This is a genomic window from Mycobacterium sp. GA-0227b (assembly GCF_001499855.1).
Classification (GTDB): Bacteria; Actinomycetota; Actinomycetes; order Mycobacteriales; family Mycobacteriaceae; genus Mycobacterium.
In genome coordinates, this window is the sequence record NZ_LQIK01000015.1 from 1 (window position 1) to 18,002 (window position 18,002).

An 18,002-nucleotide genomic window follows, 5' to 3' on the forward strand; every position below is an offset into this window, starting at 1 on the left:
GCGCGCGCTCGCGGATCTGGTCGGCCAGGCCTTCCACCAGTTGCTCGCGGCGGGCCAGGTAGGCACCCCATTGGGGATCGTCGGCGAGTGCTTGGGGGATGGCGGGAAGCCAGCGCAGCACCCCGATGCCTGCGGAGTGGGTGCTGGCGGGGTCGATGCGGTGATCGAGGACCGCGGCGGGGTCGGCGGCGTCGTTGATGCTGCCCTTGGCCAGGGCTTCGGTGAGCAGCTCGCGGGGATCGGCACCACCGATCGCCAGGACTGAGAGGTTGCGTCGCAGCACCGGCCAGGCTTCGCGTTGGCTCAGCCGAGGGATCACGTCATCAGCGATGATGTCCAACCGATCCCGAGCACCGGGTCCCAGCCGATTCTCGGCCGCTACGCCCAAGGCGTCGTAGAACATGTCGGTGGCGGCCTGTAGTCGTGTCGCCGGATCCTCGGCGCGTCGGGCTTCGGTGGTGGCCGACACTTGGGCGCCGTCGCGGGCCAAGGTGCGGGTCAGGACGTCGACGGCGGTGTCGGGGTGGGTGGCCTCGGGGGAGAGCAGCCGGTGCGGATCGCCTTCGGCGGTGGACAGGTAGAGGTGGTTTTCGTCGGTGGCGCGGGTCATCGCGACGTAGAGGTGTTGGCGGGTCAGCATGTCTGAGCCGACGATGTGGCAGGTGCCCTTGGTGTCGCGCCGTCCTGCGGTGAGTCCCTGAGCGGAGTCGATGGTGGCCGCGTAGCCCAGCGTGACGTGTTCGGCGATGTAGTCGGCGGGCAGCGTGACGATGCGCCCGCTGCGCAGGTGGCGGGCTTTCACGCCGCCATCGGTGAGGACTTCGGTGATGGTGTAGCGGTAGCCGTTGCGTACGAAGTCGTTGCGCCCGATCGTGATTCGGCGGTTGTTTTTACGGGTGCGGATGGTGTCGCCGACGCTGGCGTGGAGCTGGTCGGCCAGCACCACGGTGGCCGCACGGGCGGCTTCGGGATCGGCAGCCAGTCGGTCGGCGCGGGCGCGGGCGTTGAGTTCGTTGATGACGTCGTTGGTGGGCGCGAGCAGGATGGAGTCTGCGCCGGCGGCCAGGTCGGCCCGCCATGCCTGATAGGCCATGTCGGCGGCGGTCTCGTCGGTGCCGACGTGGATACGGTGGTGGTCGATGTAGAAGCCGATGCCGGCCGGGTCGGCGTCGTGTAGCGCGAGCCCGGCGGCGGCTTCGGCCGGTGACTTGAATCGCACGACTTCGCTCAGGGTGAGCGTGTCGGTGGCTTCGGCGATGTCGCGCAGAACGCCGCCGGCTGAGATGGATGACAACTGGCCGTCGTCGCCGACCAGTCGCACGCTGGCGCCTTTGCGTAGTGCGTCGGTGATCATCGCGTCCAGCCCGGCGGTGGCGGCCTTGCCGGCCTCGTCAACGACGATGAGGGTGTCGGGGCCGACTTGCTCGAACCAGTCGGGCACGGCGGAGATCGCGGCCTTGTTTGGATCGGCTGACCAGACGTACTTGTCGAGGGTGTCGGTAGTGGCGGCCAGGTCCTCCCCGAGCACGATCGCTGCGTCGGCTGTCGGGGCCAAGCCGATCACGTGTCCGCCCGAGTTGCGCCACGCGTGGGCCAGCGCCGCCATGGCTGTGGTCTTGCCCGTTCCGGCCGGGGCCAGCGCCAGTGCGACACGGCGCCCCGAGGTCGACATTTCCGAGACCAGTGCGGCCTGGCCGGGGTTGAGGGTGCGTCCTCGGGCGGCCGAATCTGCGAGTGCCAGTTCGACGTCGGCGGCGGTGGCGGCGCGGCCGTCGCAGCGGTGCACCGCTGCGAGAATGCGGCGCTCGGCGGCGAGTGTTTCGCGGTTGGTGTAGAGCTGCACGCCGTGGCGGGAGTAGACGCTGGCACCGTCGCGGCGACGCAAGGCGACAGGCTCGCCCAAGTCGGCATCGGCGATGCGGGCGTGCGGCAGTGAAAACGCGTCTCCGAGAGCGGTATCGGTGAGGCGTTCGATTGAGGCGACATCGTGCGCCACGCCGTGCGAGCGTGCGATTCGCAGCGCTTCGGCGCGCACGTGGTGACGCTGCCAGGTGGAGCGGGATTCGGACACGGTGGCGATGAGTTCGCCAGCACGCGACGCGATCCATTCCTCGTCGACCACGGGTGTGGTGCGGGCTCGGTTGGGACCGGCCAGGACACCGGCCAGCATGCGGTGCAGTCCGTCTCGCCCGAGGACCTCCACAGCTTGGGTGCGCCAGACGTGGCGCTGCTCAGCCAGTGAGCGCGGCTCGTGCTTGGCTTCGCGCGATTCCAGCGTCGCCTGCTGGGCCAAAGCGATGATCTCGGTGTTGGTTGGTTCGCGTCCGTGATCGGCCTGAAATGCCTTGGCCAGCTCGGCGGTGCGGGCCTCGATCGCCGCGCGGCGACTCGACCACCGCGACATCAAATCGGCTGACATTCCGTCGATCTCGCGGACCGGTCGTTTTCCGCGTCCGCGGGACTGTTCGACGAACGGCACACCCAGGCTGGCGATCATGCGGGCTTCGAGGCGGGTGTTGTACAACTCGGAGGCCGCGACGGTCACCCGGTGCAGCGGTTGACCGTCCAGCGCAAGCCATCGGCGCACACCGTTGGCGTCGACATGGGACACCTTGTTGGAGATCGCAACGTGGGTGTGCAAGTCAGGGTCACCGGCGCGGGAGTCGCGGTGGGTGAACGCCGCGGCGATGAGTCCTTCGGTGTCGACCTGGGCCACACCGCCGGCGCCGGTGCGGGTGAAGGTTGCTTGCTGTTGCAGCCACTCCAGCACGTCGGCGACCGCCGCGTCGTGGGCGGCCTCGATCTGTTCGGCCACCGATAGCGGGGCGATGGCCCACAGCGCCGACACGGATTTCACCGGCGAGAAGGTCAGGTCGTATCCGGCGACGGCTGTGGTGCGGGCTCGGGTGTTGCGGGCGATGAATCCGGACAGTTCGCGGTCATCGGCGGGTGGGCGGCCGTATTCCTCGGCGAAGAGTTCCATTGCCACGCGGGTGCGGATCTGGGCGCGGATCTCCGGGGCGATGGTGGCGTTCCAGTGCGCGCCGTTCTCGGCGTTGTGGTCGCGAAAGGCCACCGCCAAACGCCGCGCGTACTCCGGTTCGCCATCGCGGACCAGGAATTCGCGGCCGAGTCGGCTAGCCGCCCGCGGGGAGCCCACGCCGCGGCCGATGGCGTAGGTCTCGATGCGCTCGGCGTTGGGGTGTAGGCCCAGTCCGTAGAGGGCGCGCATCTGCGCCTCACCGACCTCTGAGCCTTCATCAACGGTCCAAATCTCTTCGCGGGCTTGCGGACTGACCTCGCAGCGGCCGGTGTCAGATAGAGCGGCCAAGCCGCGGCCCATCCATCGGCCCGGCGATTCGCCCTTGGCCGAGTAGTAGTCGGCTAGCGTGGAGCGGCCCCGCTCGGTGCTGTCGGCGGCAGCGACCTGCCGCACCAGGTACAGGTATCCGTCCCCGGCGGTCAGCTTGTGCAGCGTCATCACCATGACGCGCACACATAGGTCCGCATGGCTCGGACGGTACGAACTTGGCGGTTGGCGAAGCCACCACCAAACCGGGGGTTCTTAGGAAAGCCTTAGATTCGGGGTTGTCCTGAGTGCAAGAGGTGTGTGGTCTGTCGGTGGGCTGTGAAAGGGGGGTCTCGGATGGGGAGCTGAGGGGGCGGTGCGCGGATGCGAGCAGAACGGGCAGCGGTGTGGTGAGGGTTGAGATGGTGGTGCGGCAGGAACGGCGGTGAAAGATTGATGGATAGCGAATGTGGCTGTGGTGGTGGCCCGATCGAGGCACCGGCTTTTAGGGTCGGCGACCATGACAACACCACGGATATCGAAGGTTGAGGCCCGCAAGCGGGCACACGAAGCGACCCGGCGCGCCAACGAGGCGCGCGCCGCGCGGGACAAGGCGAACATTCACGATGCCGCGGAGATTCTGGTCGCGGTCGGCAGGATCGCCGAAGTCGCGACCTGGAAGAAGGAGCGGCTGGCAAAACTGCGCCAGCAGGTCGACGCGGAAGAGGCCAAGCGCGTTGCCGAGCAGCGGGCCCATGCCGGCGCGGCAGTAGCGCGCATGCAGGGTCGTGGTGAGACCCTGACGACCATCGCCGCGCGGACGGACTTGGGGATCGGAATCATCCGCACCGTGGCACGGCATGCCCCGAAAGCAGGGAAGGGTTCCATCGAGAACGGTTCGCGTGCACTAGGTGAGCGTGGTTTGGACGGTGAACCGTCGCGTACCGTCGGCCCGTACGACGGTGCGCCCCCGGCAGATCCAGTGTCGGCGTGACGCGTTGCCGACGCTGATGCTCGGTTGCGTGAGGGCGGCGGTGCGCGGGATGAGTGGCTCGAGGCGGATTCGGCCGGCGAGCGGGTGCCGCGCTGTGCCGGCGCGAGCGCTGGGAGGCCCGGACGCGTGCGCGCCGACCGGTTCTGCATCGTGCGGTGCACCGCGCTCGATGGGTGCGTCTGGGTGGCATCTGCATTCCTCGACTTGGCGCGTGCGATGCGGTGGCGGTTGCAGTGCCCGAACGGGTGCGCTCGGCGGCACGGTCACAGCGCCGGGGAAACGGGCCACGGTGGGCGCTCTGCATGTCGGTGTGGACGGTTAGGTTCAACGGCCATGAGAAGCGCGGGGCAGCTGATCGTTGATCGTGGTGTGCACGCCGCTGAGATTGCCCGCTTTCACAGCCACGTCGTCTGCGGGCCAACGTCTTCGGATTGCGACATCTGGATCGGGGCGATCAGCGCCGATGGGTACGGCCGCTTCTACCTCACCCGGGAGGGGGTGGGGCTGTGCGTTCGTCCGCACCGCTACGCGTTGGCGATCGTGCCCGGCGTGGTGGCGGCTGGAGTGCTCGGGCTCCGCGAGTGCGACAACCCGGTCTGCGTCAAGATTGCGGCGGCCACAGATCCTCGCCAGCACGTCGTGTCGGGATCACAGGGCGACAACATGGAACGCATGGCTCGGATGCGCCGTGGCGGCGGCCGATATGCGGTGCGACGCTTCGACAGTCGCGGTGTGCGACGGGAACGGTCGGTGGCGTTGCGCGAAGCGGTGCGCCACGGTTGGGATGCCGCCGCGGTGCAGGCGGCGCTGCTTGGTGATCAAGCCACGCTGTGGTGAGGTCCACCAGTACTTACAGAGGTGCAGTGAACGTGTGGCCGGGTGCGGCGAGCTGGGCGGTGTGGGGCGCGGTGTCGCAGGGCCGAGCTGGAGGAGTCGAGGGGAGTGCGGCGGTGATGTTGCGTAGGGGGCTTAGCCGCGCTGCAGCAGCACTGCGTAGCGGGGCGGGCACACCGTGCTGGCGTCGAACCACACAGGCACCGCGGAGACATCGGCTGTGCGGGCCCAGCAGATGCGGTGCTGACCGATCGTTTCGCGGTGTCCATGACCGCTGATGTAGATGCGCAGCGGGTCGCTGTAGCTCAGGGACTTGCAACAGCGCCGGAAAAACATATCGATGATTTCCGGCTGGGGTCGGAGGAGGACCAGAAGGACGCGTTTCATCGGCAGTCTTCATGGATAACGAATGTTATCCACGAAAAAGTCCGCCGTTTTCATCAGATGAATCACGGGCGCCGGGACGGCGTCGATTGGCGCCGCTATGGTGTGGCGGCCAAAGCCCTTGTTGGTCTGTGGATTTGGGCCCAGCGGCGGTGGGTGGCGGAGTGCCCATCTGCGGGATGGGGCCGACACGCCGAGTCAAGTCGTCTCACGCTGACGTTCCTACCACGGCGGATGTGGTAATGCTTCAGGAGATGATTCAATGACTTATTGAATGAGACAATCTGGAGGCCGTTTTGCCCGTCGATCTGAGCGGTCGCGTGTATGTGGTCGGTTCGGTTCCGGTGTTGCATCCGGAGGCCCAGACGGTCAACGAGATGCCGAGCCCTTGACCCCTATTCGTGTCACCAATCCGTAGCACAGCCGCGTGTAGCGCTTACGGCTGGGCCAGCGCTATGAAGTCCGGAGCCGCCGACGATGACGACGTGAATCAACCCGAGGTCGCTCGGCTGTCCGGTGACCTTTAGCAAGTGGCCACCTGCGGAAGCCCTCTCGAAAAGTGGTGAAGTCTGCGGCGCCAAAGCCGGGCTCTGCTTGATATCGCGGCGGCAAGAATGCGACGACTGTGCAGGCACGCCGCATAAGGTCTACGCCGTTGACTCCGCGCCGTTCGGGCACAGATGTGTAAACGCCAATCGTGTCACGATATCGGGTACGTATGTGGCGCCACGGCCGACAAGTCCGACGCGAAGCTGGTGGCAGGCATACCAACCCTGAGCCAGCAGTTGGCCGTCACTGTGGAATGCGCTGGGATCCCCACTGCCTGAGAACGCGCGATGGAGTTCCTCCAGGAACTGAATTTCGCCGGGGGACAGCGGTTTGGCATGCGCAGCGGAAACGCCCGCCAGGCCTCCTACTCCTGGTAGCCCGGCTAACAATAGTCCTGCGATCACCATCTTGAATGTGGTCAATTCAACCTCCTAGCAAATCGCCTCACCAACCAAGACATCAAGCGGATTCCCGGCGACTACAGATTTTCCGGGGGACTAAGCCAGGTGTGGGTCTGCGTAATGAAAAACCGGAAGGGACCACGCTCGCAGTAGGTGCTGCTATCGGCCATCGTTACACACATCGTCCCGTTCCAGGATACGTAGCTGCGCGGCGGCAGCGTTCGCTGCGCTTGTCCCGGCGGCCACTGGATAGGGACGACCGGATCGTAACGAACCACGATGTTGCCGTTGAACCAACCGATATGGCGTGCCCCCCCGGGTGCACCGGGAATATCACCGGCGCAGCCAAAGCCTCCCCTATCCCAGATGCCGCAATTCAGTCCTGAGGGCGTCAGAAACCATACGCCGGGAGCAGCGCCGGCAGCAAAGAATTCGTCAGGCTCGAGACTGTCATAAGATCTCACAATGAGGTCGCCGTCCGGGTACGGATCGGTCGGAGGTGCAGGTGGCTCTGGGTGTCCCGTGGGAGCCGTGACGAGCGCCAACCCGATCGCAAACACGGTCGTCGCCAACCAGCGGCAGACTCCCTTGTGCTTATACATTCTCGTTCTCCAGATTGCGAGCGCGGCATTTATGGGGTTCGGCGATCTATGGCAAGTTCCCCGGTGACGATTTGCTCTCCGATCTGTGCGGCGCGCTGCCGTAGCACGTCGCATTCCCAACATTGAGTGTGCTTTCGCAGATGACGTCCCCGTGATAAGAGATGCGCACCGTCACCCATTTCTTAGGCCAATCTAGCGCTGAGGTGAATCGGGCTAGGGCGCGCCAGTCGGCGCTCAGTTCGGAGCCGTCTGCTGTCGGACTGAATGGGTCGACCACGGTAACGGTTGTTCGCCAGGGCAGCGGTACATCGTCCAAATACTTCTTTCCTGAGCCGTCGCGGTACTCGATGAATGCCGACGGTATGTCATCAGAAAAGACCTCGTAAGTCACGCTATCATCAGCCCGGGCGGTCGGCGACGACACGACGCAGGCAACGCCAGCAATCGTCGTCGCGACAATCATCGGAACCGTCATGATGGTATTCGATTCATTCGGGCCTCCCGGCTGGCAGCAACTGAATATCTAAGCGACGACGCTATCGACCTGTCTCATCGAACGCATCTAGGCTCCGGCTAACACGACTGTGGTAAGAATGCTCCCGGTGTTTTGATTCTGCAGAACATTCGCCCCATAATCTGTGTAGGAGCAATCGGGGATGGCGTCATAGCCTTGCAACAACAGGGCCTTTATCGACTGAAATTCAGTGAGGTGTGCGCCTTGGAGCATCCTGGCCCTAGTGCCGCCATAGCCAAGATCCTTCAGCAGTGGTAGTGGATCAGCCGGCTCGTCCACCGGGCTCCGCAGCTCAAACGGGGCGGCGCGTGCGGTGTGATCGATCCAGGCATCAGCCGATCGATTGATGTCAGCGGCGGCCTCCTCGAGTGCCGGGTCAGGCCGCAACGGTCCACAGGTACCGCTGCGCATTGAATTCACCGCGCTCCTAAGCGCATCTGCCGAATCCGCGATCGCCGACGGAGCCACCGCAATGCTCCCAGCAAGAATCGACATGCCCATCACTGCCGATGCTATTCGCTGTACGCGGCAATATGGCAGGGAACGGGTGATCATTCCGAGCATCGGGGTGTCATTATGCATAGTTGCTTCCGTTCTACGCGCCGTCGCAGACGTGCGAACGGTGGATGTCGCTGCCCCAACGTTTCGCTTTCTGGACCGACGGTCCGGTGAACCAGTTCGGCTGATGGGCCTTGATGCCGTCAGTCACGTTCGATAGCTGCTCCCATAGCTTGTAGAAAGCCTCAGCCTCATAGAGAGGAAAGTAGACATCGCCGAAATGGTTCCGACTTTGGGTGAACGCGCGAACGCGCGGTTCCATGAAGGCCAGGGACTGATCGATATTTCCGGTGACGATATCAACCTGTTCCTGCAGGCCGTAGAGGCTGTAGTCGTAGTCAGTACCGTTCGGGGCTATCCGGTTGAATTGAAGCCGGTCGATCTGGTCCCGCAGCGTCACATATTGAGCGTTGTACCACTGGCACAATTCGCGTTGTGCGCTGATGTCCGCATCGGTGATGTTGCCGCGGGTTTGGTCGTACGGGAAAGGAAATTTGGGCGCCCAGTTTGAGGGGGTGGGCGTGATCGGGGCGAGAGGCCGGATCAGGGCACTATCGGGGGGAGGATCGGGTGGCGAGGGCGGATCGGGTGGATGGGCCCTCGACGTTGCCCCAGTCAGGATGGCCAACGCCGACAAAACAATCACGATGCCAGCCAGCACGGCCCCGCCGCGGCGAGCGAGTTGCATTCGCCTTCTTCGCAATGACTTTGAGTCCTGCCGATCGAATCCCGACGGCCGATCGGCGACGAGCGTCGTAATCACCACCGACGCCTTACTCACTTCGGCCCTATCACTGAGCCGATGCCGCCCACATCTGTGATCTGCCAGTCTTTATTGCTGTCAACCGTGACGCTGTATGTCGCCGTCGACTGGAGCGCCTCGGGCGCTTGCACAGTCTTGGTTTGAACGCTGACAAAACAATCAACCACGAAAACGCCCCCGCTATTCGAGCGGACTTTGGCTACCAGCGGTTGCGCGGTCGAAGTCCATTCCAGTGGAACAAGGATCTGTTCCATGGACACGGCCGCTTTTGTCAACTCGTCGTTAAGCTCCGGGCTGGTTCCCGCTACGAGTTTAACTTTCCAGGCCTGGAGGTCTTTGAAATCCATCGTTGCCGCGTTGACTGCATAATCGAGGGCAATCTTCTCGGCACGTGCATTGTTAGCCGATTCGCTAGCCTGCGTGTCCAGCTTGTGCTGCGCTCCGAGGTATAACCAAGTCGTCGTGCCCGCCAAGCCAACCAGTACGGCTATCACCACACCGATCGTCACGCTACGAACGCTTAAGGAGATCGACCGACGTCGGCCGGGCGCCTTTGCGCCGGTAGATGCTTGTTCGTCCGGTACGTCGGCCGGATCCGCGGTCGGGGGCGCGGCCGAATCTTCGCTCGGCACCTCGGCCGGCTCCTCCGTTGGCGGTCCGGCGGGATCTGTTCCGGCCGCAGTCGGTTCTTGGGTGTCGGTTTTACTATCCGTCATGGTCGTGCCTTCCTCGGATGGGCCGTTAGGGGATGACGCGCAGCGTGATTGTTCCGTCGGGTGGCACGGTGGCCAACATATTGTCCAATAGTTGGCCGGTGTCCAAATTCATCAGCGCCCCGGCGATTAAATTCAATTTCGGCTGAAGCGCATCGCCGAACACTTTGAGGTCTGGGCCCCGGTCGTCCAGAAACTTCTGAACCCGTTGCAGGAAATGATAGAAGTTCATGACATTTTCCGGCTCACCGCGGTGCATCATCCCCGGTATATGTCTGTAGAGGTCTTGGATGGATAGGCCGAGGTCCCGGATTATGGGGTCAAGTTCAAAAAGCACAGGACCCACCCATTCGGCGTTGCGTAGCAGTGACTGGAAGTTCTCGAGCAACACACGGCCGCGGCCGCGCATGTCCGCAGCGGTGTTTCTCAACAGGATGCTGGCGCGCGATATGTTGGGTAAGGTGACGGCTGGATCTGGCAGTGCGGCATCAAGCTCGCCGAGGATGCGTTCCAATTCTTCGGGGTTTAGCTGGTTGAGAACTCGCACGACGCTATTCGCCAACTCTGATATCGACGCGGGCTGTGTGACTTGTTCCGTGGCGATGCTCTGCCCGTCTTGCAGTATCGGCCCCTCTTCGCTGTGAGGGAGCAGGGAAATATAGGATTCACCGAGCGCGGATAGATTTTCGAGCCGCACCTCGCTGCCGACCGGAATTCGGTAGCGGTCCTGCACGTAGAATTCGACGGTGGCGGCCTGGACAGTCGCGCCGGTAGCGGTGACCTTGCCGACTGGCACCCCTCGCAGTAGCACATTCGAGCCGACAACCAGACCATTGAGATCGGCTGCCTCCATGGACAGATTGATGCGATCAGGAGGTGGTTTAACCCGGATTCCGAGGGTGGCAAAGTAGCCAAGTACGAGAACTATTATTGCGCCGAATACCGCAAACGATATGACATCACGTATCCTCATGGCACTGCCCCTAGGATCCGTAGCACGTCTTGCACGTTGCCCGATAGTTCGCGCCCATCAGGACCAACTATTGAGGTGATGTTGATGGCCGGATACTTGTCTTGCGGAAGGAAGAAATCCGTGAACAACCGCCGCCACTTCGGAATTTCTTCTTCAAACGCCCATTTCGAACGCTGAAACGCTCCGACGGATTCGGCCAGCGAATTCAGTAAAGGAACCAGCCAGAACCCACCCTCGTAGATGCTGCCGACTCCTGGAAGCAGCTTAGATACTTGGTTAGCTACCCAGATCCCGCGCTCAAAGCCCCGGACGCCTTTCGGTGTAACCCAGTCCTGGAAATTCGGGATACGGTCGTTCAAGACTTGACCTGTTCGCGACACGCCGTCCAGCAATTGGTCAACTTGATCGATATTCGCCGACAGGTCCGAGAGATCGGCGACAACCCGACCAGTCAGCCTACGCACCTCATCGTTCGGCGGTGTCAGCCGATTGATGCGGATGATTGTGTTCTGTATGCGCTGAATGGATCCGCTGGACACAAAGTTCGCGAGGCTGGCGATGGTGTCTTCCAGCTGTGGCGGGGACGTCGTTTGCGTTAGCGGTATCCGCCCGCCCTGGGCCAAAGGGGGCGGTGGTGAACCGCTGGTCGGCGGGCGCTCAAGGGCGACGTAGATGTCGCCGAGTACCGTTGCTTGTTGCAACGCCGCGTGGATGTTCGACGGCACCACGACCTCGGGGTCGATCCGCGAGGTGACGTCGACCTGATCGGTCGCGAGTTTTACGTCGGCGACGACTCCGACGGTCACGCCGTCAAGCACCACTTTTGCCCGGTCTGGCAAGTTGAGCACGTTGTCGAATTCCATGACGATGTCGTATCCGCCGCGATACGAATTGCCCGGCTGCGGCAGCGCGTTGACGTTGAGCGACGCACACGACGAAACCGCGACAACGCTGGCCACGACCGTCAGCCGCCCGAACCCGCGCGTCACCGGCTCGCCTCCGTCAGAACGTACTGCAGCAGCGCCACATCGACCGCGTACGGCGTGCCCTGGACGTTCGCGCAGCTGCCGGGCATCGACGCGTTCATGATGTTGCATGTCAAAACCCCATCGGGGGTGCGGACGCGGTACAGGGGAGGACGGTATCGAAGGGTGCCGAATTGGTGGTTATTGACGATGTTGATCGTCGTGTTGATGAACCGAGGCACCGGATTGAGAATGGAAGCGTAAAACGGCGCTCGTGGGGTCAGCTTCCTAAGGACAGTGGCGACCGCGTCGAGCGTTTGCTGCGATTCGGCACCGAGTTCCTTTTCCAGATCCGAAACCATGGTGAGGAGCGGGATCAGCCCCTCGAATATCTTGTCGCCACCCCACACTGCCTGCGCAGTCCCTGGCAGCGCTATTACCGCGCCGGACAGCACTTCCTTCACCATTGGCTCGATGTCGGCAAGCGTTGACGTCAACTGAGCAAGGTTGACGACGATGGAGCCGATGTCGCCGATCGCCTGGTCGGGGGAATCAAGTAGCGCCGAGGCTGTGGTCACCAGTCTATTGATGTCGGCTCCCTGGTTATGCAGCGCCTCATCTATCCCACGCACGACATCACCCATATTCGACGACCCGTCGGGGTTGATCGAATTGATGAATTCGGTCGCCGATCCGATTATTTCGGACAAGCTTTTCGGGGTGAATGACTTGTCCAGCGGAATGCACGTACCGGCGGGCAGCTGTGGACCCGCTTCATAGTTCCCGACTAGCTCCAGGGACCGGTCGGCGAGGATCGAAGTCGACCTGATGACTGCCTTGACGTCATCGGGAAGCAGACGGTGCTCGTTCACCGTGAAATCCACCCGGACGTGGAGCATCTCGGGAGTGACGGCGGTGACCTTGCCGATCTGGTAACCCATCTGGGTGACCGGGTTGTCGACATACAGGCCCACGGTGTCGGGCATGATCGCGCAATAGGCGGCGTGCGATTCTTGGCTGCTTGGCGCGCATGAGCCACACACGGCAACGAGCGCCGCAGCGACTAGTGCTACTGGGGCTGTTGGGCGGACCGCGCGTGAAGGTGGCATGACCATCAGCATGGGCTCCCCGGAATCGGAATACACAGGTCGGTGGCCAACAACTCTGGCGCCGCATTCTCGGCATCCAAGACTCGGTTGAACAAGTTCTGCAGCCGCTTCAGGATACGGATAGTGACGCCATTACGTTCGACGAACAATCGCCCCTTGTGCTGATACTGTCGGACTTTCTCGACAAATTCCGCGCGATGGTTTTCATAGAAATCCGGAATCGCCTTGAGCGCCATCATGACGTCGCCAACGCCGTCGAGGCTGGCGCCGAAATTCTTGCCGTAGAGCTCGAGTGTCTGTATCACGATTGACAATTTCCGGACCAACTGGACAATCTGCTCGCGGTAATTGGTTAGCGCGAGGATGTACTCATCTGACATTTCGAGTATGGCGGTGATCTGTCCGCGCTGTCGCTCGATTGTCGCCACCACAGAGTTTCCGGCCTCCATTATCGCGGACAGCGCCTCCACATTTGTACCGGTGAGTCCTTCTCGTATTCGATCGAGTGACTCGTTGACCGGCTGTGGGTTGACATTCTGAGTGATCTTTGTCGTATCGGTCAGGGTACGCATTAGGTTGTAAGGCATGGTCACCCGTTCCCGGGGAATAGGCGTTTCGCCCAAGGGTGCGTCACCAATAGGTACGAGGTTCACGTAGTAGCCGCCAACCACGGTCAGCATGCGAACGTCGATTTGCGACTGGTCACCGACAAATGCGCTATTATCGACGCGCGCCCGTACGCGCACCAGATTTGACTCTAATGAAAGATCTTTGACCGATCCCACCGTGATACCGGCTATTCGCACATCGTCTCCCGGGCGTATCGACGCCGCATCATCGGTGTAAAAGGTCACGATTTTCTGCCCCGGCGGGTTGACATATACCGCAGCCAGCACCAGCGACACCACGGCCACGAACACCAGCGCCCCAGCACCCCATGTAATCGGGTTTCGCAGCAGCGATTTCAGCGATTGCATAGAATCACCCGGCTACCGTTCAACAGTACATCCATGGTCTCTGGCAGCTGTATTCGGCCCCGAGAGCACGGCTGGGGTGTTCCCACTTCTTCACCCGGGGGTGGGATATTCTCCCACATAACCGGCACTAGCTTGAATGCATCAAAAAAGTTGTCGAGGTTGCTGAATGCGCGGTCCAGCGCCTCATCAACATTAACCCCGGGCTTGAAACCGGCATTATGGAACAATCGTATCGCCGGCTCGGTGAAAGCAGGTCCATAAAGCTGAGATCGTCGAAACTGGTCGAGCACTTTGAGAGCATTATCGACCGGCTCATTCACCAAGTTCAATATGTGGATGAAAGTTTTTGATTGACCCCCGATGGCGTCAGCTAGTTCAGCAAGATTGCGCATCAAGATCGCCACGACCTGCTGGCGGTCCGATACCAGCTCGGTGAGGCTACGGAGGCTGTCCAGCAACGGTGCCAGACCGCTGCCGTCACCTGACAAGAAAGCTGCTACGTTCGCGGTGAAAGTGTTGATTTCTTGGGGATCTAACGTGGCGAGAACCGGTTGCAACCCGTTGAATAGCGCGGTGATGTCAAATGACGGCTGCGTCATCGCAGTGGACACCTCTGTCACGAGATTGGCCGTCGAATAGCCCTCGGCTGGATCTACTACATCGATATACCGCAAACCCGTGAGGGCTTGGAACTTGATGGCCAGCCTCGTGCGGTGCACGACACCGTATCGCTTGTCCAGGGTAAATCGAACCGCGGCAACGTTTTTCCCGTCGTGCTGCGAGAGGTTGACAGCCTCAACCTTTCCGACACGGACTCCACGGACGCGTACATCGGCATCCATATGCAGTCCGGACGCGTCAGTAAACTCCGCGGTGTACATGCGCGTATCCGTCTCCACGGGGTTGGTAATAACGTTTGCGAGCAGGATGAACAGCACGACGGTCACACCGACGGCCAACCCCAGGCGCCACAATGCAGCAATAGGCTTCATCCCGGGCCCCCCATGATTCCAAGTGGCGCCGCCACACCGGGAAGGCTGTCCAGAACGATTCGCACCTGAAGTGCGCGCTGTTCGGAGTTTCCCGCATACATTTTTTCAAACCGCGTACGCAGTTCCATCATCGTCTCAGCGAATTTTTCGGGCCTGAGCAAAGGGGGTACCACATCCGAAATCGCTTTGACCCCTTCAATCATGGGCAACAGGTTCCTGACATGGCTGTACTCCAGCTTGCCAATAGCGGCAAAAAGACCCACTTGCGCCGTGTCGATGAATTGATGGTATACGGTCTGATAATATTCCTCAGTCTCGTCGGAGAGGTCCGGCACTCTCACGTTCTCCAGGAATGGTGGTTCGCCTGGCGGGAGCGCCGTGCCCGGCGGGAGCTGCGGGATATTGAGAGAAATGAAACGTTGACCGGTGTCAATCACCGCGTCGGCAAATGAAGGAATTGCCGTACTCGCGGCTGCGGTATTGGCCAAGAGTTGCGCGGTCGGTACCGTTTGCACGTCTGCGACTGCTTTCGTCACAATCAATATGGTCTCGAGTAGTGGGTTCAATCCGTCGGTGTATCGGGTAGCCCAATCGAAGACCCTGATCAGCTGTGGAGTAAGTGTGCTGGCGGAAACACTGCCAAGTTGAGACAGCAGCTCCGAAAGGGTCGAGTTTCCTTTCGGTACCAAACTGATCTGGGCCCCGTCACGTAGGGGATGGCCACCAGGACTCGGGATGACGTTGACACCAGGGACGCCGAAGTAGTTGATTGGGCGGAAATCGATGTTCATCGCGTCCGTGAGACCCGCCCCCGGACGGTTCTGCAGGTCGGTCAAGAGTCGAACACCACCGCCGGGCAAACTGGCGACGGTCGTGACGTTTCCTATCTCTTTCCCGTGCATTACCACCGCGGTCCCCGCCCCGATGCCCTGGCCGACATATGGGGTATCGATCGTTACGGAAATCCAGTCAGGTGGTCGACCGCCAAACGGATTCGTCACGATAATGAGCACAGCAACTGCGGCGAACAGCGCCACCACGGTACCGACGATCGCCAGAACCCGTTCCTGATATTGCTCCGATCCTCGTATCAACATGGCCGCCCTACCCCGTGAAAACGAATTCGGGTCGAAGTCCCCAGAGTGCCACGGTCGTCGTGAAATCCAGGATCATGATCGTGACCAGACTGGCGCGCACCGCGCGGCCTGATGCTTGCCCAACACCCACGGGTCCCCCCGAGGCGAAATAACCGTAATAGCAATGGATCAGCGTTGCCGCTGTGCAGTAGGTAACCGCCTTGATCAGGGAGTAGAAAAGATCCGTTGGTGTCAGAAACTGAACGAAGTAGTGGTCATAAGTACCGCCAGACTCGTTGTGGAATACCGTGATCACAGTATCCATTACGTAGAAAGTGGTGACCAGCGTCAGCAGGTATCCCGGTATCACGCACAACATTCCGCCGATCAGCCGAGTACCGACCACAAATGGTATGGGCCGGAGTCCCATTGCGTCGACAGCATCGATCTCATCGGAGATGCGCATGGCACCGATTTCCGCAGTCATTCTGGTGCCCGCCTGTGCAGTGAACGCGATGCCGGCGACGAGCGGCCCGATCACACGAACGGCGCCCACACCGCCGATGAGCCCCGATAGCGCCCCAAATCCGATGATGTCCATCACCGCGAGCGCCTCGATGGCTATCGAAGCGCCGACGGCGATACCGAGAACAAGCAACACGCTGATCGTGCCGCCGTCCACGATGATCGAGCCCCTGCCCCAGGCCAGATTGATCGTCGCGGCCAATGTTTGGCGAGTGTATCGCCGGACCGTCAGTGGCAGGTACCAGAATGTCTGTACGATGAACAATGCCCACTGACCGAGTTCATGTAGCGGCCTGCGGATTGTTCGCGCCGATGTCTTTGCAATCAGAGCGGGCAATGGTACGGAATGAGCCATTACCCAACCGCCATCGGAAAGAACATCGTCTGCAACTGCGTTATCGCAAGATTTGCGAAAACGATGCACACGACATTGACGACTACGGCCGCATTTACCGCATCGGCGACACCGCGCGGCCCACCCTTGGCCTCCATTCCCCGCAGCGCTGAAATGATCGCCACTATCGTGGCAAAGACGGCGGTCTTGGCCATGGCGAACCATACATCGGTCAGGTTCGCGAATGTCCCAAATGACATCCAGAAACTTCCTGGTGCAAGGTCACTGACCGCCACTGAGAGGATGAATGCGGCGCCGGTGCCCGATGCGATGATTAGGATGCACAAGAGCGGGGAAATCGCAAGCAGGGCCAAGAACCGCGGCACCACCAGTCGGCGGACCGGGTCGATGCCCATTACCCGCATTGCGTCGAGTTCCTCGCGCATTTGTCGTGCCCCGAAATCGGAAGCGATGGCTGAAGCTGCCGCTCCACCCATCAATAGACCGGCGGTGATCGGCGCGCCCTGGCGAACTACACCAACCCCACTGGCCGCACCCAGCAGCGCGGTTGCCCCCACTTGAGCGACCAATCCTGACGTCACGACGGTGACCATCGCACCGAACGGGATGGCCATCAGCAACGCGGGTGTCGCGGTTACTTTGAGTAGTGTCCATGCTTGCCAGAGGAACTCGGTCACAGGCAGCCGCAACGAAATGGTGTCGGTCACCGCGTAGCGCACGACTTCAACGAAGAGGCGTGTGCCGCGACCGGTGGTTCCAGCGGCGCGAACCGGAATCCCGCTAACCCTCGAAGCCGTCCGACCTGCTGTGCTCAAGGAAGGAGTCAAGGCTTGCCGCAAGGCATTGCCACCGACTCGCGTAGTCACATGATACCCCCACTACCTTGTGTTGCGGCCTGTGCGCAGGAACCCACGCGTCAGGCACCAAAGCGGCGGAATGCATTCGCTGCGTCTGGCAGGCAACACGGTGCAGTTAACCAAACGACTGGGAAGGTGTCGCCAATTTTCGACGAGATTTTCGGTGGCGGCCCCCCAACCTGAGGTCTGGCGCGTGATAGGTCTCCGGTGATCCAGCCAGGACGGGGTCAACGCTTGCTGCAAGCAATGGCCACTGACTCGAGTAGATACCTCAGACACCCATACCTCCCGTAGCGGCCGATGCACACGAAACCGCAGGCCATCCCGACCAACGATTGCTGAACGAGGATCCGCGTCGGGCTACGATAGCACATCGAACGTTCGACCAGTAGGCCGCGGAAATTCTCCTTGACCGACGGCGACGGACGCCTACGCAGCCTCCGGGTTGTTCGCTATGTTCTGTGGACTCAGTTCCGGCTGGTCGCGCAGGCGTAGTGGCGTGTTCCCAGTGAATGAGTCCAACCAGTTTTAGAGTCCTGTGGCCCGATGTCGGGCCAGAAGGGACGATGAAA

Annotated in this window: 17 protein-coding genes; 3 read left to right on the top strand and 14 right to left on the bottom strand. The window is 61.6% G+C overall.

Annotation, left to right across the window (positions count from 1 at the left end; all coding sequences use genetic code 11):
- On the bottom strand, positions 1–3,487 hold a 3,487-nt coding region (gene mobF, locus AU185_RS13185), incomplete at its 3' end, for a MobF family relaxase (RefSeq protein ID WP_172800386.1).
- Between the two features lie 322 nt (positions 3,488–3,809).
- On the opposite strand from mobF, the gene AU185_RS13190 reads away from it, so the two are divergent.
- The 3 genes from AU185_RS13190 to AU185_RS25450 all read left to right on the top strand — a co-directional run bounded on the left by AU185_RS13190 (position 3,810) and on the right by AU185_RS25450 (position 5,744).
- On the top strand, positions 3,810–4,283 hold the full coding sequence (locus tag AU185_RS13190) for a hypothetical protein (protein WP_059100256.1): 474 nt from the start codon (positions 3,810–3,812) through the stop codon (positions 4,281–4,283).
- A gap of 333 nt (positions 4,284–4,616) precedes the next feature.
- Positions 4,617–5,120 carry a hypothetical protein gene (locus tag AU185_RS13195; RefSeq protein WP_059100255.1) on the top strand — a complete coding sequence of 168 codons (504 nt, stop codon included), beginning with the start codon at positions 4,617–4,619 and terminating at the stop codon, positions 5,118–5,120.
- Between the two features lie 237 nt (positions 5,121–5,357).
- Positions 5,358–5,744 (top strand): hypothetical protein, encoded by a 387-nt coding sequence (locus tag AU185_RS25450; protein ID WP_216636416.1) that lies wholly within the window; start codon positions 5,358–5,360, stop codon positions 5,742–5,744.
- A 784-nt stretch (positions 5,745–6,528) separates the two neighbouring features.
- Here AU185_RS25450 and AU185_RS24715 read toward each other — a convergent pair.
- The 13 genes from AU185_RS24715 to AU185_RS13255 form a co-directional block, all read right to left on the bottom strand.
- Positions 6,529–7,023 (bottom strand): hypothetical protein, encoded by a 495-nt coding sequence (locus tag AU185_RS24715; RefSeq protein ID WP_231740348.1) that lies wholly within the window; start codon positions 7,021–7,023, stop codon positions 6,529–6,531.
- A gap of 76 nt (positions 7,024–7,099) precedes the next feature.
- Complete coding sequence (locus tag AU185_RS24720) at positions 7,100–7,528, bottom strand: hypothetical protein (RefSeq protein WP_502687759.1); 429 nt, start codon at positions 7,526–7,528, stop codon at positions 7,100–7,102.
- An 87-nt stretch (positions 7,529–7,615) separates the two neighbouring features.
- Entirely contained in the window at positions 7,616–8,068 is a 453-nt protein-coding gene (locus AU185_RS13205) for a hypothetical protein (RefSeq protein ID WP_059100253.1), read from the bottom strand.
- A gap of 94 nt (positions 8,069–8,162) precedes the next feature.
- Entirely contained in the window at positions 8,163–8,813 is a 651-nt protein-coding gene (locus AU185_RS13210; protein WP_059100252.1) for a hypothetical protein, read from the bottom strand.
- Positions 8,814–8,902: 89 nt separating this feature from the next.
- Positions 8,903–9,604 carry a hypothetical protein gene (locus tag AU185_RS13215; protein ID WP_059100251.1) on the bottom strand — a complete coding sequence of 234 codons (702 nt, stop codon included), beginning with the start codon at positions 9,602–9,604 and terminating at the stop codon, positions 8,903–8,905.
- Positions 9,605–9,629: 25 nt separating this feature from the next.
- Positions 9,630–10,574, bottom strand: a complete 945-nt coding sequence (locus AU185_RS13220) for an MlaD family protein (protein WP_059100250.1) — start codon at positions 10,572–10,574, stop codon at positions 9,630–9,632.
- Positions 10,571–11,563, bottom strand: a complete 993-nt coding sequence (locus tag AU185_RS13225) for an MlaD family protein (RefSeq protein WP_231740347.1) — start codon at positions 11,561–11,563, stop codon at positions 10,571–10,573. The genes AU185_RS13220 and AU185_RS13225 overlap by 4 nt, the downstream gene beginning before the upstream one ends.
- Complete coding sequence (locus AU185_RS13230) at positions 11,560–12,660, bottom strand: MlaD family protein (protein ID WP_502687758.1); 1,101 nt, start codon at positions 12,658–12,660, stop codon at positions 11,560–11,562. Before AU185_RS13230 ends, AU185_RS13225 begins: the two co-directional genes overlap by 4 nt.
- Positions 12,654–13,625 carry an MlaD family protein gene (locus tag AU185_RS13235; protein ID WP_059100248.1) on the bottom strand — a complete coding sequence of 324 codons (972 nt, stop codon included), beginning with the start codon at positions 13,623–13,625 and terminating at the stop codon, positions 12,654–12,656. Before AU185_RS13235 ends, AU185_RS13230 begins: the two co-directional genes overlap by 7 nt.
- Entirely contained in the window at positions 13,613–14,617 is a 1,005-nt protein-coding gene (locus tag AU185_RS13240) for an MlaD family protein (RefSeq protein ID WP_059100247.1), read from the bottom strand. Before AU185_RS13240 ends, AU185_RS13235 begins: the two co-directional genes overlap by 13 nt.
- Positions 14,614–15,714 (bottom strand): mammalian cell entry protein, encoded by a 1,101-nt coding sequence (locus AU185_RS13245; RefSeq protein WP_231740346.1) that lies wholly within the window; start codon positions 15,712–15,714, stop codon positions 14,614–14,616. The genes AU185_RS13240 and AU185_RS13245 overlap by 4 nt, the downstream gene beginning before the upstream one ends.
- Positions 15,715–15,721: 7 nt before the next feature.
- Positions 15,722–16,573 carry an MlaE family ABC transporter permease gene (locus AU185_RS13250; protein ID WP_059100246.1) on the bottom strand — a complete coding sequence of 284 codons (852 nt, stop codon included), beginning with the start codon at positions 16,571–16,573 and terminating at the stop codon, positions 15,722–15,724.
- Complete coding sequence (locus AU185_RS13255) at positions 16,573–17,439, bottom strand: ABC transporter permease (protein ID WP_082683877.1); 867 nt, start codon at positions 17,437–17,439, stop codon at positions 16,573–16,575. The genes AU185_RS13250 and AU185_RS13255 overlap by 1 nt, the downstream gene beginning before the upstream one ends.
- Between the last annotated feature and the right edge of the window lie 563 nt (positions 17,440–18,002).

Excerpts from the sequence above, each read along its gene's own strand:
- AU185_RS13210 (WP_059100252.1), bottom strand. The coding sequence starts at position 8,813 with ATGCAACTCGCTCGCCGCGGCGGGGCCGTGCTGGCTGGCATCGTGATT.
- AU185_RS13230 (WP_502687758.1), bottom strand. The coding sequence starts at position 12,660 with ATGCTGATGGTCATGCCACCTTCACGCGCGGTCCGCCCAACAGCCCCA.
- AU185_RS13240 (WP_059100247.1), bottom strand. The coding sequence starts at position 14,617 with ATGAAGCCTATTGCTGCATTGTGGCGCCTGGGGTTGGCCGTCGGTGTG.
- AU185_RS24720 (WP_502687759.1), bottom strand. The coding sequence starts at position 7,528 with ATGACGGTTCCGATGATTGTCGCGACGACGATTGCTGGCGTTGCCTGC.
- AU185_RS13235 (WP_059100248.1), bottom strand. The coding sequence starts at position 13,625 with ATGCAATCGCTGAAATCGCTGCTGCGAAACCCGATTACATGGGGTGCT.
- AU185_RS13205 (WP_059100253.1), bottom strand. The coding sequence starts at position 8,068 with ATGGGCATGTCGATTCTTGCTGGGAGCATTGCGGTGGCTCCGTCGGCG.
- AU185_RS13250 (WP_059100246.1), bottom strand. The coding sequence starts at position 16,573 with ATGGCTCATTCCGTACCATTGCCCGCTCTGATTGCAAAGACATCGGCG.
- AU185_RS13190 (WP_059100256.1), top strand. The coding sequence starts at position 3,810 with ATGACAACACCACGGATATCGAAGGTTGAGGCCCGCAAGCGGGCACAC.
- AU185_RS13215 (WP_059100251.1), bottom strand. The coding sequence starts at position 9,604 with ATGACGGATAGTAAAACCGACACCCAAGAACCGACTGCGGCCGGAACA.
- AU185_RS13195 (WP_059100255.1), top strand. The coding sequence starts at position 4,617 with ATGAGAAGCGCGGGGCAGCTGATCGTTGATCGTGGTGTGCACGCCGCT.
- AU185_RS13220 (WP_059100250.1), bottom strand. The coding sequence starts at position 10,574 with ATGAGGATACGTGATGTCATATCGTTTGCGGTATTCGGCGCAATAATA.
- AU185_RS13245 (WP_231740346.1), bottom strand. The coding sequence starts at position 15,714 with ATGTTGATACGAGGATCGGAGCAATATCAGGAACGGGTTCTGGCGATC.